Consider the following 14172-nt stretch of genomic DNA (forward strand, 5'->3'; position numbering starts at 1 on the left):
CTGTTTGGGGCGCATTGCGCGATTTGGCGTGTCAGTTTTGAGAGCTAGGATGTGCGACAGACATGAACCGCACAAGGTGCGTGTCGGATCACACGCGCAGCGGTGCTGCCAAGGAAAAAGTCGCTGAGGCCCGGTTTGTGCGAGCCAACAACGATACAATCCACATCATGTTTTTCAGCAAATTCAAGAATGGCGCGATAGGAACGTCCCTTGACCATTTCGGTTGTCACATCACCATGGCCGGCCGTTTTCTCTGCCAACCTCTGCTGGGCTTTATCCCACGCGCTGCGCACGGCCTCTTCATCGAGATACGCGCTGACAGAACTGTGCGGCGCCTCATAGACATGCAGCGCTGTGATCTGTCCGCCCGGATTGCATAAGGTTTTGGCGGCGGTGAGGGTTGTGCCGGAAACGCCGTGATCCAGCGCCATGGGGACTAGAACTCTGTCGTACATGTGTGCTCTCCTTATTCTTGGGCAGGTGTCTTATGCCCAGGGATCGAGGATTATCTTGGGCGCAGCCACCAAACCAGAACGCAGGTCCTGAAAGGCGGTAGCACCGTCAGATAAAGGGCGCAACTCGGGCCAATCCAGCGGGCCGAGGCAACCATCGAAGATCGCGCGTGCAGTATCTCGGAAATCCTGTGCAGTGTAGGTATAGGTGCCGATGAACGTGATTTCCTGCAGCGTCATGCGGCGGATATCCAGACCTCCGGCATCCTCGCCCAGCCCAACATGTGCAATCACCCCCCCAGGCAATGCAACTGCAGAGGCCGTTGCGCGTGTTGCTGCAATTCCGACCGCATCTACAACCAGTGGCACAGTGCCTTGAAACACATCGACGGTCTGCTGGCCGCAACGCTCGGACAGATAAGCCCGACGCTCGGGGTTGGGTTCCTGAACGATCACGTCAGTCAAACCCATTGCGCGCAAGGCAAGAGCCGCCGCAAGTCCGATGGCCCCTCCACCAATGACCAGGGCGCGACGGTCCATTCCCGGGCTCAACGTTTGCAGCGCAAGACGCACAGCATGCCAACTGACCGCCAAAGGTTCCGTCAACGCAGCCTTTTCCAAGGGCACGTCATCCGGCACCGGAACCAAATTGCGATCCGGGATGGCCACAAATTGAGCAAACGCGCCTTCGCGCGGGGGCATCGAGATGATCTGGCGGTTGGGACAGAGGTTTTCCCGACCTGACGCGCAAGCAGAGCAAGAACCACAGTTGACCAGAGGATTTATGGTCACACGCTGGCCATCGCGGGGCCCACCGGTAACAACACCGGCCGCTTCATGTCCCAGGATAAGGGGCGCAGGGCGGCGTGCGTCATGCCCCAGATAGGCATGCATGTCGGATCCACAGATACCAGAGGCTTGGATGCGGATCAGATGCTCTCCTGCCTGAGCGACCGGCATGGGCACATCGTGGAAACCGAGCGTTTCATTACCTTCGTAAACCAGGGCTTTCATTTCGCCGTAAACCCCCCGTCAACCATCAGGATTTGACCCGTGACATAGGCAGATGCCTCAGAACACAGAAACAGCAGCGGCCCGTCGATGTCTTCAAGCCGACCATTGCGGCCAATGCAGGTTTGCGCCGCATTGCCCGCTGCACGATGCTCGTCGCTGAACACAGCTTGTGTGAGCTCGGTTGGAAAGAACCCCGGCCCAATCGCGTTTGCGGTGATCCCGAAGCCAGACCATGCCTCTGCCATCGCGCGGGTCAGCTGACCGACCCCACCCTTGCTTGCCCCATAGGCGATGCCACCGGGGAAAGCGCGGAAGGATTGCAGCGAGGCGAAGTTAACAATTCGTCCCCAACCTCGCCGCCTCATTGCCGGCACCATTGCCTGACTCAGAAAAAACGGCGCAGTTAGGTTCAGCGCCAGAGTTCTATCCCATTCGGCAACCGTGACCTCATCTGCTGGCTGCCGGGTGTTTATCCCGGCGGCGTGTACCAGAATATCCGGGGCGCCGAAGGGTCGCGAAATCTCTGCGACCAATGCCTCTGTCTGACTTTGGTTTGCCACATCCGACTGCACATAGGCAGCGTCCGCACCAATTTCCGCACAGAGGCTCTGCAAAGCTTCTGCCCTGCGTGCCACGGCCACAACCCGCGCCCCCGCCGCCGCAAGCGTAGTGGCCGCCTGTCTTCCCAGCCCTGAACTGGCACCGGTGACGCAAACGGTTCGTCCGGTTAGGTCAAACAATGCGCGTGGGTCAGCCATTCGCGGTCAGGTCAAAGGTTTCATCCGGGAAATACTTCGCCAATCTAACGTCAGCAGCGCGCGCATGGCCCTCCATGCCCTCAAGTCGCGCAATTCGGGCAGTGGCTTCAGCGACCGGCTTTGAGCCGTCCCGTGTGGATCGCTGCCATGTCACGATCTTCATGTATTTATGAACCGACAAGCCGCCGGTGTAGCTTGCCGCTCGTGAAGTCGGCAGCACGTGGTTGGTGCCCGCTGCTTTGTCACCGTAGGAAACCGTAGTTTCCTCGCCCAGAAACAGCGAACCGTAGCAAGTCAGCCGATCCAGCCACCAGTCCAGATCATCAGCCTGAACCGTCAAATGCTCGGGCGCATATTCGTCGGAACAGGCTGCCATTTCCTCGCGATCCGCACACAGAATGACCTCGGCATAATCGCGCCAGGCGGCGGCGGCATTCTCACGATTCACCTCTGGCAAGTCGTTGATATAGGCTGGCACCAATCGCATGACCTCTTCCGCCAATGAACGGTTGTCAGTCACCAGCCAGACCGGAGAGTTGTAACCGTGTTCGGCCTGACTCACCAAGTCGGTGGCCACAATATGTGCGTCCGCCGTGGAATCGGCGAGGATCAGGCTGTCGGTCGGTCCGGCGATCATATCAATACCGACGCGACCAAACAGTATCCGTTTGGCTTCGGCAACAAACTGGTTGCCAGGGCCAACAAGAATATTTGCCTTTGGCAGCCCGAATAGGCCAAAGGTCATTGCCGCAACCCCCTGAACGCCCCCCATCGCCATGATTTTATCTGCACCGCAAATGTGCGCCGCATAGATGATAGCAGGCGCAACCCCTACCCCAGGGTGCGGTGGTGAGCAGGCCGTAATGTGCTTGCAACCCGCCACCTTGGCCGTTGTCACGGTCATGATGGCGCTGGCGATATGACTATAACGGCCGCCCGGCACATAGCAGCCGGCAGCATCCACCGGGATCGCCTTTTGACCCGTAGTAAAACCGGGTGATATTTCGATTTGCACATCATGCACCGTGCTTTTCTGCAGCTCGGCAAACCGGCGCACATTGTTGTGCGAAAAGCGGATATCAGCCTTGAGCTTTTCCGGCACAAGCGCGCAAGCCGCCTCGATCTCTTCCGGGGTCAAAAGTACATTGCCCTCGTAATTGTCGAACTTTGCGGCATATTCCAGTGCTTTGGCGTCACCCCCACTCTCGATATCGTTCAGGATGTCCTGCACGATTTTGTGGGTCTCAGTCGCGTCTGATTTTGGGGTCAGATCGGCCTTTTTCAGATATTCGCGAGTCATTACCGGGTAGTCCTATTTATAGATATCGGGAAGCAGCGTGGTCGAGATCGGTGGGAAATATGCAATCAACAGCACCACAATCAACATTGTCAGCACAAACGGCACAGCGCGCGCAGCAATCTTGAGTATGGACTCGCCCGTGATGCCCGAGACAACAAAGAGGTTCAATCCCAACGGAGGTGTGATGAATCCCACACCCAGCGCGGTGATCATCATGATGCAGAACTGAATCTCATTCATTCCGATATTGTCGGCCAGTGGCTTCAGGATTGGTGCCAGGATCACAATATTGGGCGTTGTTTCCATGACGCAGCCTGCGGCGATCAGAATACAGATCATCAGCAGGATCAACAGCATCGGATCATCAGTCAAACCAGTCACCGCCGTCACGAACCCCTGAGGGACTCCCATGATTGCCAGCGCTTCGGCCAGCGGGGCCGAGAACGCGATGATTGGCAGGATTACCCCGTTCACTTTGGCAGAACTGACCAGCATCGCAGGAAAGTCGGATAGCTTCAGAGTTCCCAAAATGAAGCCCATCACGATGGTGACGACAACCGCGGTCGCACCGGCCTCTGTCGGGGTCAGGCGGCCAGAGAAAATTCCGTAGAAGATAATCCCGGGCACGATGAAGGCGTACCAACCGGATTTTAGCGAATGACCAAGGTTACCGAGCCATTCGCTCAGTCCCATATTGCCCCCGGTTTCATAGGTATAGATCCGGTTCATGATAATATTGGTAATCAGGATCGAAACCAAAATCGCTAGGCCGGGGATTAACGCCGCAAGAAATAGGGTCGAGGCTGAAATGCCCAACACGAGGCCGATGATGATGTAGGCGATCGAAGGTGGAATCAGGATGCCGGTACAGGCGCCCGCAGCGACCAGCGCACAGGCATAAGGTCGCGGGTAACCGCTTTCGACGAGGCGTGCGATGGTCATCCGCCCCACCGCAGCAGCGCCCGCCGCATCAGAGCCCGAAATCGCGGCAAACATCCCGCAAACCAGCACCGTGGCTGACCCGAAACCTCCGCGCGTCCAACAGGTCAGCGCTTCGGCGACATCAAGGAATTTCTTACTAAGCCCAGTCCTTACAAGAACATCCCCGGTCAGGATGAAAAGGGGGACAGCTGTTAAGGCAAAGGCGTCTATTCCGGTGAACAGGCTTTCACCAACCGCGCTCAGCGGCAGATCCCCTGACATGACCAACATGACAATCGCGGCGGTGCCTATCGCCGCCCATACCGGTACGGCCAATGCGATCAGGCCAACGAACAGAATGACGGGCAGATAAAAATCCCAGCCGAGCTCGACCGTTTGATTGAGGGAATTCCAAAGCATTCGAGTTCTCCTCAGTCAAACAGTTTGTCGCCTTCGAAGACGGGTGTGCCGTCTCGAAGAGATTTGAAGTCGCGCATCAAGGATTGAATGAGGCGCCAAATCATCAGCGCAAACCCGGTGGGGACTGCCATCAGAAACCAAACCTTGGACACCCGCAGCCCATCCGTGACCGAACCAAATTTGGCAGAGACATGGACGGCTTCATAGGACCAGTAGAGTGCGATGACTGCCACACCCAGCATCACAAGATCGCCGAATATATACAGAACCGCCTTTGGACGCCTCCCCATGTAGTGCATGAGCACGTCGATACGGATATGAGCACGTTCCTTGACCGCTGCCGCCGCGCCGATCCAGGCGAGATAGATGAAAGAGTAGCGAACGATTTCCTCGCCCCAGATCGAGGAAAAGGCAAATACCTCGCGCCGCAGCACCTCAATCGCCATGGTAACGACAAGCATCACGTAGAACACCAGTAGCAACCAGCGTTCGGCGTCGCGGTTGATCTTTTGCAATAAGGTCATTTCCAGCCCCGATCCCTGGCAGCGCTCAATTTTGCCGGTCCAAAGGGACCGCTACCATCTGGTTGAATGGGAAAAAGCGGGCGAAGGGCGTTTGCCCCTCGCCCTACTAAATTACGCGTCGTGGACGTAGTATTTGCCCTGCGTACCAGCCGCTTCGACCAGTTTCTCGAAATTATCCATCGAGCCTGCCAGTTCCGTCTTGAACGGATCCCATTCCGAACGCTGATAACCGCCGGCATCCTGCCACTCGGCCAATTGGTCATCGGACAGTGAATGGAATTGCACTCCTGCCTTGTTCAATTCCGCCATTGCAAAGGCTCTGGCCGAAGGAACCTTGGACAGATTCTGATGGCTGGTCATCTCAGATCCCCACATGATGCCTTCCTGCACATCGGCTGGCATTGAATTGAACCACTCAAGATTACAGGAATAGACCTGACTGTCAGGCACCGCCTGCGTGAAGGTGACATTGCTGAGGATATCTTTGAAACCAAAGACATACAGCGCACCAACCGATGGGTCGAGCGCATCCGCCACACCCTGCTTGATCGCCGACGGTGTCTCACCCCAGGCTACGGGTGTCGGGTTTGCACCAACCATCCGATAGTATTGCTGCAGCATTTTTGATCCTGGCACGCGGAATTTGACACCGCTCATATCAGACGGTGTCATGATCGCATTCCCGCCCTGCCGCACAGCGACAACACGCGGATCGATGACAACGTAGAACAGGGCCTTGAACCCAGCAGCTTCGACCTTGGGGTGAACTTCTTTGGTCCATGTGTCCGAATGTACCAGGTTTGTGAACCGCTGGTTCGAGCCGCAGAGATACGGCATGTTGATCAGGTCAACGGTTGATGCAAAGGGTGCAAAGTTTGACAGCGAATGCTGGGCCGCCTGAATTGTTCCACCCTGAACCTTCTGGACCAGTGCGCCACCTGCACCCAACTGGCCACCTGGGGCAAGCTTGACATATACCTTGCCGTTGGTGGCGTTCTGGATGTTCTCTTTCAGATCCAATTGCATAATCGGATAGCTGCGCGAAGCGCCCAAAACATAAGCTGTGGCGACAGTCATTACGTGATCGGCCGCTTTTTCGCGTTCTTTTTCTTCTTTGGCGGTCTGCGCCGCCGCCTCTGATGACCACAATACGCCACCCGCACCAGCCACAAGCGCCGCTGTGAACGAGCCGGTTGAGGCCAGTTTCAGAAAATTCCGGCGCTCAGCAGATTTGAGGCCATCCTTGCCATTCGTCATTGTCTTCCTCCCATGAAATCCGTCAGCTGCCGTTTTTGTTTTTATGGTCAGCCTCCTGCTTGAGAATGGCCACCACGAACAAAATCGAGGCGGCAAACAAAACCAGCATTTCCCCGACATCCCCCAGAAACGCACCACCGCCAAAGGCGCCCAAGGCCACATTGGCAAAGAACACGATAAACACAGCGGCAGCAGCCCAGAGGAACATCACGGAATCCCAGTTCGTTATCTCAAATACATTTGTAAGCGCTTACATTGATAATGCAAGCGCTTACATGAGTAGATGGCAAATGGGCTTTTTTGTGATAAGACGGGCGTCAGATCAGATGCAGGCACAGTATGGGAAAAACCCGTTCAGCTCCGACACTTAACGACGTCGCAAAGGCGGCGGGCGTATCGACCGCCACAGTCTCGCGATGCCTGAACTCACCGGAAAGAGTAGTCGAATCCACGCGCAAGCGTGTGATGCAAGCAGTCGAATCGCTGGGCTATACGCCGAATTTTGCGGCCCGCGTGATGGCAGCGAATCGCAGCTTTACGATCGGTGCGATAATCCCGACAATGGACAACGCGATCTTCGCCCGCGGGCTGCAGGAATTTCAGGACCAGCTTCGCGAAAGCGGATATACGCTTTTGGTCTCCAGCTCTGCCTATGATCCCGAAGTCGAGCGAGAACAAATTCGCACTCTTGTCGCGCGCGGTGCAGACGGGTTGCTGCTGATTGGATATGCACGAGATGCAGAGATCTACAGTTATCTCGAACAGCACCAGATTCCGTCATTGGTTGCCTGGTCTTACGATCCAAGGGTGCAACGCCCTTCGGTCGGTTTCAGCAACACCGCAGCAATGGGAGAACTGGCCCGGAAGGTGATTTTGACCGGTCACCGACAGATCGCAATGATTTCGGGGAAAACGAAAGGCAATGACCGGGCTCAAAGTCGGGTTGAGGGTGTCAGACTTGCCATGACGGAAAACAGCCTCGACCCTGACACCTTAACGCTGATCGAAACCACATACGAAATTGAAAAGGGTGCCGAGGCCCTTCGTAAACTCATGAACCTGAGCCCAAGGCCGACGGTGGTGATTTGCGGCAACGACGTCCTTGCCGCCGGGGCCCTGCGCGAAGCACGTAACCTTGGCATTCAGGTTCCGGAGCAGCTTTCGATAACTGGATTTGATGACATTGAGTTGGCCGAAATTGTAAGCCCGTCCCTGACGACAGTTCACGTCCCTCATCGCGAAATGGGGCGCAAGGCTGCACAGGAACTTGTAGAAATGGTTGAAGGTAGGTCAGAAGGCCGATCAGTCTGCATAGATACTAGGATGGTCGTTCGTCACTCGTTGGCTGGGCCACCTGATTTGCCCTAGAGATCGTGCCAAAGCGCGTCCGGTATATTCAAGACCATGGGATGACCGTTGAGCGCCCTGATCTGCGATTGAGCTGCAGCCCAACGCTACCGAGTCACAGGTGCGAAAGACAGCGACATCAATTCGCCAGAATCAAATCGATAAGGGGCTTCCAATGTGACAACATCTGCCGGATTGATGTCTTTCGGTGCTTTTCGACCTGCAGCCCAAACACGGAGCGCCGGAGCAGATACGCTCACGCGGCGTTCGCCGTGAATTGATCGATCCGGGGCCAGATAGGCCATGTTGCCAGCCAGCCAGTTATGGGCAACGATCACGATCTCAGGCGGGGTCTGGTCCAGTATCTGAGGGGTAAGCGCAGCAAACGGAGCCGCACGCTTTGCGTTTCCGGCAAGATTATGATGCAGCATGGCCACGACGATCAGCACAACTAGCCCGGCCGAGATCTGGCAGAAGCTCCGGGTTCCAGCTCGACCAATCTTGGGTAGAAGCCACAGCATAATGGCTGGACCTGCAAATATCAGGATGGGTTGCAGCCAGCGATCCTTAACATTGGTACTGCCACTGATGATCACGATCAACGCCATCAGGACCAATGCCCAAAACACCGTCCGCAGCATAAAACGCAATAGGTCATCTGCGACACCAGGCGCCCCTTGCCGCCGGTAGATCAACCAGAGAACGCTCATAATCAGGGATAGCAGCGCCACAAAACCCAGTGCCGCCATCGACAACTCGGCTGCGCCGCGCAAGACCGCCGAATAGGTGGGTCCATCGCTAGACATGTCGAGTTTGCGCGCGCTGTCAAAGGCAAGGGCCGAATGGTTCAGAATCCACACCATCGGAGCAGCAATCAGAGCCGCAGCGATACCGGCCGACAACAACAATCTCACCGATAAGAAGGGTTTACGCGTCTCTCGCGCACTGAGCGCCGCCAGAAGCATAGCCAGGAGCGCAATAGCGTAATTGTACTTGGATAGCCCACCCGCCGCCATCACCACGCCTAGCAGGACATAGCCTTTGGTCGTGGGATTGCGGATCAAGCCCCAGATCACCGCGAAACTCAGCGCAGAACAGAGATTGGCGAGAACCGTGTGCGTCAGCGCGCGCTGCGCTTCCCAACTGAATTGATAAAGCATCAACAAAGACAGCACCGACACCCCCGCGACTACGGGATTTTGCCGGGTCCGAATAGTCATATAAAGAGTGACGACGGTCGCCAACAGCAACCCGTTCTTCAGCAGCGACAGCCCGAGTATGCTTGGGCCGGTGATCTGAAAAACGGCCCATTGCAACCACGCATACAGCGGTAGTTGGGGGCCGTAACCCCATTGAAGTTCGCGGGCATCCAGCAATATCTCGGCCTCGTCCAGACCAAGCGCACCACCCGTTGCAAGCCGGACGACAACGTGCAGCAAGAAGTAACCGCAAAATAACCAAAGCCAAAATCTGTCAGTTCCAGCCAACTGCTGAATCCGCCCAGGACTGGTGGATAGCTGGTAAGGATCTGTCTGGGATTGGCTCATGATACACCCCGATTCCACCGGTGCGTCCCTATCCTGTCGGACTACCGGATTGCTTCCTCGCCGAAGCTAGACCCGATGCAGTCAGACATGTCCAGTTTTTTCACATTCTCGTGTCGAATGCGGCTTGACGACCGCCCATGATGGGCAGTCAGGCTGTGCGCTGCGTTTCAGGCTGGTTCAGACCGTCAAGCCAATCAGTCAGGCAACCGAGGTCCGGTTCGAGCGCTTCGGCCATCCCGCCCGCGAACTCCTGAAACCGTTCTATATTCAGTTTGTTGAGCCCTACCAGGACCGGTATCCCACGTCCCAACGCGTCCGCTATGAGAGGGCGAAAGCCGCGCCCGTCGGCCTCATGCTTGCCGAACTTGTTGATAATCAGCAACTGAGGAGCGTTATCCAGAGATTGCGTCACCAATCCAACAGCGCGTTCCAACTCGGCCGGGTCCAGACGACACCCACGCGCATTTTTACCCAGCGATTGCGAGATGCGAATGGTTTCTCCGGTCGGCAATACCTTAAGGTCCATATCGCATTTGTAACCTTCGGCGCATTCGGTGTTGGTTTGCACCACACCCGACAACGCGGTGCCCGTATCTGTCAGCGCCTCGGCAAAGGCACTGAGCAGGCGATCGGTGGCACCGCGATCGGTGGTTGCGACATAGGCGAGATGCATTTGGAGACCTCAAGACTTCGAATGGTGATAGTTCAGATAGCACGGGCCGGACAGTTCGACCACTCCCGCGTGTCAGGGCATCGGTGAGAGCCCGATCACAGCTTCGTGTAGATGGAAGATAACTGCGTACGCAGCGAAAGCGGCAAGCCAGACCCAAAAGCGTGGCCATGGACGAGGCACGCGCAAGGAGATACGCGCGGTATTTCGAGACAGGCGATGCCAATCCGACCCCATGTAACGGGCTGTGCGGCGGTCGATCAGAACCATTCCCATCGCAGCGAAGCCCGCGAACAATCCGAACAGGATGACATGTGACAGACTGCCATTTGCCAGTAGGTGGGCAACGGCCCAAAGCATCAGCGCCACTAAGATCGGATGGCGCGTAGTGCGCAAGATGCCGGGGGATTCTGGATCAAAGGAACGATGCCCTAATCCTCCAAAAGAAAATGGGTTCTGGATCGAGAGGCCCGCAATGGCCAGCCAACAGACTATCGGCATAACGAGCATTGGCGCCCAGCGGAAGATGGTGAGCGGCGGAATGACTTCAACATAAGGTGCATTGGCAGCGGCTACGATCAGCCAGCCTAATACCACGAGCGAGATCAGTGAGTAGGCAGCGAAGTACCCCGTGCGCCCGAGTGTGCCAATCAGCCAGCCGCGCACGGCTGGTCGCGCTGGAATCATGTGGCTGAGCAGAAAGGTGGCAAGTGCTGCGAGGAAATAGCCCCAACCGGTCATTTTTATCTCCGAACATGTTGCACCCGGATTACGTCGTGATCACGTGTGGGTCTTTGTCCGAAATCAAGTGCGGCAAGGGGCGGTTGCCCGCCCCTGCCCTGTCTTAAAGGCCTAGTGCCTTGCGTCGCTCCTCGGCAAAGCCCTGCACCATGCGATCGGCGATCAGGGCCAGAATGGCCATCGCCGCCCCAGCCGAGATGCCAAGCCCCACATCAGCCTGCCCCAGTGCCAGATAGATCGACTGACCCAGACCGGTCGTGCCGATCAATGCGGCGATCACCAGCATGGCAAAGGCATAAAGGATTGTCTGGTTCAAACCCAGCAGGATGGTCGGTGCAGCATAAGGCGCACGTACGTCGCGCATGATCTGCCACTCGGTCGCGCCGCTGGAGATCGCGGCCTCCATCATCTCTTCTGGCGTGTTGACCAAACCGTGCCGCGTGTAGCGGATCATCGGGACAATCGCGTAGGTACAGATCGCAAGGAAAGCCGAGAACTCTCCTATCTGGAACACCATCAGGACCGGGATCAGGAACACGAAAAGCGGGATCGTCTGCAGCATATCGCAGATCGGGCGCACAACGGTCCAGACCGGAGACCAGACCGCACTGGCCAGCCCGATCAGACCGCCAAGCACGGCGCAGAAGAACACTGCAGCGCCGCTGAGATAGAGCGACAACAGTGCGCGTTCCCACAGGCCTGAGACAAGGATGGTGCAGAGCAGACCCACCGACAACGCCGCCAGACGCCAGCCCCCTGCGACCCAGCCCAGTGCGGCAGCCCCGGTCAGTACAAAGGGCCATGGCAGGTTGGCGATGCCGGTTTCCAGCATGCCGATCAGGATCAAAACTACCAGCCCTCCGGTCAGGTGACCGCGCCAAGCCATCAGTAGCGCGATTGCGGCCCCAACGGCGAAGAGACCCCAGCTCATGCTCGGGGTCCACTGGAATCCCCATGTGAAAGGCAGCACCGCCTGATCCAGCCCGATCCGCAGCGGCAGCAGCACATAGAACAATGAGTTGTTCTTGAGCGCATCCAGCCACGGCCCGTTGGCCTGCGTGAACGCGGTCAGGCCACTGTCAATGGCCCCGGCCATCGGGTCCAGCACGGTCAGCTCGGACGGATAGGGAAGCCACGCCCAGAAGGCGGCTGTGAACAGAACGGCAAAGCCCAGCATCGCCCAGACAACACGACTGTCATAGCGTTTGCGTTCGGTCGCCAACGTGCCGCTCATCCGGTCGATGACGACTGCAAAAACGACGATGACCAGACCGGCCATCAAGGATTCGCCGAACTGTGCTTTGCGCATGGTCAGCAGAACCTCCCAACCGATGTCGTTGAAGCCTCCGATGACGGCGGCGATGATCACCATCGACAGGGCCGCCATCAGGCACTGGTTAACACCTACCATGATCTGCGTGGTGGCCGCCGGAATCTCGACCTGAAATAGTTGCTGCAGACGGGTGCCGCCGGACATGATGGCGGCCTCTTTGATCTCGGACTCTACCCGTTCCAGACCCAGCATCACGTTGCGCGCCATGGGTGGGGCTGCGTAGATTGCCGATGCAATCAGACCGACCACCGGGCCAAAGCCAAAGAGCAGCAAAAGCGGCGTCAGATAAGCAAAAGTCGGTACCGTTTGCATTATGTCGAGCACCGCCTGCACGAATGACTTCACCCGCGGCACCTCATTGGCGAGGATGCCGATCGCGCCGCCCATGATCAGCGCCACGGGCACCGACACGGCGACGAGGGCGAGCGTGTTCATGCTCTCGGCCCAATAGCCCGAGGCCAGAACGAAGCTGAGGCCGATAAAGCCCAGCGCCGCCATGGGCAAACCACCCAGATACCAGCCCAGAGCGGTGACGATACCGATGAGGATCGGCCACGGGGTGTTCCCCAGCACATAGTTGGCAGCATTCATCGGATAGGTCATCAGGTCCGAAAACAGCCGCATGGCCGGTTTGATGCCGTTCAGAAACCAATCCAGAAATGCCCCAACCCATTGAGTTGCGGGCAATTCCCACGCGGCAGGCCATTTGACCAGCCACGGGGCGACGCCTTCCAGCGCAAGGCAGACCGCGCCGACGATCACTGTAATCAACGCAGCTTGCGCCCCGGCTGTCAGGCGAACCTGTTGCGCGGGAGTGTCCGTCACCGCGGTCATGTCTCATCCACCTGCAAGGCTGCAGCCAAATCAGACGGGTGCACGGTGCCGACAATATTGCCGTCTGCATCGCGCACGGGCACGGGTTCATAAAGCTCCATGCAATGCGCAAGTGCTGCATCCAATGTCATTGATGTGGTCAGGCCCGGATCATCTGGCCCACGTTCCCCATCATCGCGCATGACCGAGGCGACCTTGGCGTGTTGGCCTTTGGCAACATCCTTTGAGAACTCGCGCACATAGTCGTCCACCGGGCGCAGCACGATATCCGTAGGTGTGCCGATCTGCACGATCTTGCCATCGCGCATGATGGCGATGCGGTCGGCCAGTTTCAGAGCCTCTTGGATATCATGAGTGATAAAGACGATCGACTTTTTCAACGTCGCCTGAATACGCAGGAACTCATCCTGCAGCTGGCGGCGGATCAATGGGTCGAGGGCCGAGAACGGCTCGTCCAGAAACCAGATGTCCGGATTTACGGCAAGACTGCGCGCGATCCCCACACGCTGGCGTTGGCCGCCTGAAAGCTGCCGGGGGAAACTGTCTTCGCGCCCCTCCAGACCGACCAGAGAGATCACTTCCTGCGCGCGGGCCAAACGTTCTTTTTTGCTCACGCCCTGAACACGCAGCGGGTATGCTACGTTTTCAGCCACAGTCATATGTGGAAACAGGCCGAAATGCTGGAACACCATGCCTAGCTTTTTGCGCCGAAGATCGGTCAGCACCTTTTTGGATGCACCGATAACGTTCTCGCCATCCACGCGGATTTCCCCGCCCGTACCAGGCAACAGTTGCGATATACAGCGGATCAGCGTCGATTTGCCCGAACCCGAAAGCCCCATGATGACGAATAGCTCACCTTCGCGAACTTCGAAATTGGCGTCTTGAACAGCGGGAATAAACCCGTGTTCCCTAAGATCAGTTGCGGCTTTGTCGGCGTCATTCCCTGACCGAGACAGCGCGTCGGTCAGAGCTTTCTCAGCGCCGGGGCCAAACACCTGCCAGAGATTCTGGCAGGCGATGGCTGGCGTATTGGCGTCAGTCACTAAAGCGG

At 57.3% G+C, this 14172-nt stretch carries 14 protein-coding genes; 1 reads left to right on the plus strand and 13 read right to left on the minus strand.

Features of this window, described 5'->3' with window-relative positions:
* Nucleotides 1-44: 44 nt before the first annotated feature.
* The 8 genes from ACR0DU_RS11535 to ACR0DU_RS11570 all read right to left on the minus strand — a co-directional run bounded on the left by ACR0DU_RS11535 (nt 45) and on the right by ACR0DU_RS11570 (nt 6854).
* The gene (locus ACR0DU_RS11535; protein WP_010441976.1) at nt 45-455 is read right to left on the minus strand and encodes a universal stress protein; all 411 of its coding nucleotides are present in this window, start codon (nt 453-455) and stop codon (nt 45-47) included.
* 30 nt (nt 456-485) lie between these two features.
* Entirely contained in the window at nt 486-1466 is a 981-nt protein-coding gene (locus ACR0DU_RS11540) for an alcohol dehydrogenase catalytic domain-containing protein (RefSeq protein ID WP_480874671.1), read from the minus strand.
* A complete protein-coding gene (locus ACR0DU_RS11545) occupies nt 1463-2224 on the minus strand; it encodes an SDR family NAD(P)-dependent oxidoreductase (RefSeq protein ID WP_480874673.1) in 762 nt (253 codons plus the stop codon). Before ACR0DU_RS11545 ends, ACR0DU_RS11540 begins: the two co-directional genes overlap by 4 nt.
* Nucleotides 2217-3524, minus strand: coding sequence for a histidinol dehydrogenase (gene hisD / locus ACR0DU_RS11550; protein WP_480874675.1), 1308 nt, complete (start codon nt 3522-3524; stop codon nt 2217-2219). Before hisD ends, ACR0DU_RS11545 begins: the two co-directional genes overlap by 8 nt.
* A gap of 12 nt (nt 3525-3536) precedes the next feature.
* Nucleotides 3537-4865, minus strand: coding sequence for a TRAP transporter large permease (locus tag ACR0DU_RS11555; protein WP_170472449.1), 1329 nt, complete (start codon nt 4863-4865; stop codon nt 3537-3539).
* Between the two features lie 11 nt (nt 4866-4876).
* Nucleotides 4877-5389, minus strand: coding sequence for a TRAP transporter small permease (locus tag ACR0DU_RS11560; RefSeq protein WP_480874678.1), 513 nt, complete (start codon nt 5387-5389; stop codon nt 4877-4879).
* A 111-nt stretch (nt 5390-5500) separates the two neighbouring features.
* Nucleotides 5501-6646 carry a TRAP transporter substrate-binding protein gene (locus ACR0DU_RS11565; RefSeq protein ID WP_010441970.1) on the minus strand — a complete coding sequence of 382 codons (1146 nt, stop codon included), beginning with the start codon at nt 6644-6646 and terminating at the stop codon, nt 5501-5503.
* A gap of 22 nt (nt 6647-6668) precedes the next feature.
* Nucleotides 6669-6854, minus strand: a complete 186-nt coding sequence (locus ACR0DU_RS11570; protein ID WP_010441969.1) for a hypothetical protein — start codon at nt 6852-6854, stop codon at nt 6669-6671.
* A 131-nt stretch (nt 6855-6985) separates the two neighbouring features.
* On the opposite strand from ACR0DU_RS11570, the gene ACR0DU_RS11575 reads away from it, so the two are divergent.
* A complete protein-coding gene (locus ACR0DU_RS11575) occupies nt 6986-8014 on the plus strand; it encodes a LacI family DNA-binding transcriptional regulator (protein WP_480874681.1) in 1029 nt (342 codons plus the stop codon).
* Between the two features lie 86 nt (nt 8015-8100).
* On the opposite strand, the gene ACR0DU_RS11580 is transcribed toward ACR0DU_RS11575, so the two are convergent.
* The 5 genes from ACR0DU_RS11580 to ACR0DU_RS11600 all read right to left on the minus strand — a co-directional run bounded on the left by ACR0DU_RS11580 (nt 8101) and on the right by ACR0DU_RS11600 (nt 14164).
* Complete coding sequence (locus ACR0DU_RS11580; protein WP_480874683.1) at nt 8101-9432, minus strand: ArnT family glycosyltransferase; 1332 nt, start codon at nt 9430-9432, stop codon at nt 8101-8103.
* A 256-nt stretch (nt 9433-9688) separates the two neighbouring features.
* Complete coding sequence (locus ACR0DU_RS11585; RefSeq protein ID WP_480874686.1) at nt 9689-10213, minus strand: DUF2478 domain-containing protein; 525 nt, start codon at nt 10211-10213, stop codon at nt 9689-9691.
* Between the two features lie 72 nt (nt 10214-10285).
* Nucleotides 10286-10951 carry an NnrU family protein gene (locus ACR0DU_RS11590; protein WP_480874688.1) on the minus strand — a complete coding sequence of 222 codons (666 nt, stop codon included), beginning with the start codon at nt 10949-10951 and terminating at the stop codon, nt 10286-10288.
* A gap of 103 nt (nt 10952-11054) precedes the next feature.
* Nucleotides 11055-13118 carry an ABC transporter permease gene (locus ACR0DU_RS11595; RefSeq protein ID WP_480874690.1) on the minus strand — a complete coding sequence of 688 codons (2064 nt, stop codon included), beginning with the start codon at nt 13116-13118 and terminating at the stop codon, nt 11055-11057.
* A complete protein-coding gene (locus ACR0DU_RS11600; protein WP_010441963.1) occupies nt 13115-14164 on the minus strand; it encodes a quaternary amine ABC transporter ATP-binding protein in 1050 nt (349 codons plus the stop codon). The genes ACR0DU_RS11595 and ACR0DU_RS11600 overlap by 4 nt, the downstream gene beginning before the upstream one ends.
* Nucleotides 14165-14172: the final 8 nt, after the last annotated feature.

The sequence above is a fragment of the Ruegeria sp. G2 genome (assembly GCF_056533505.1).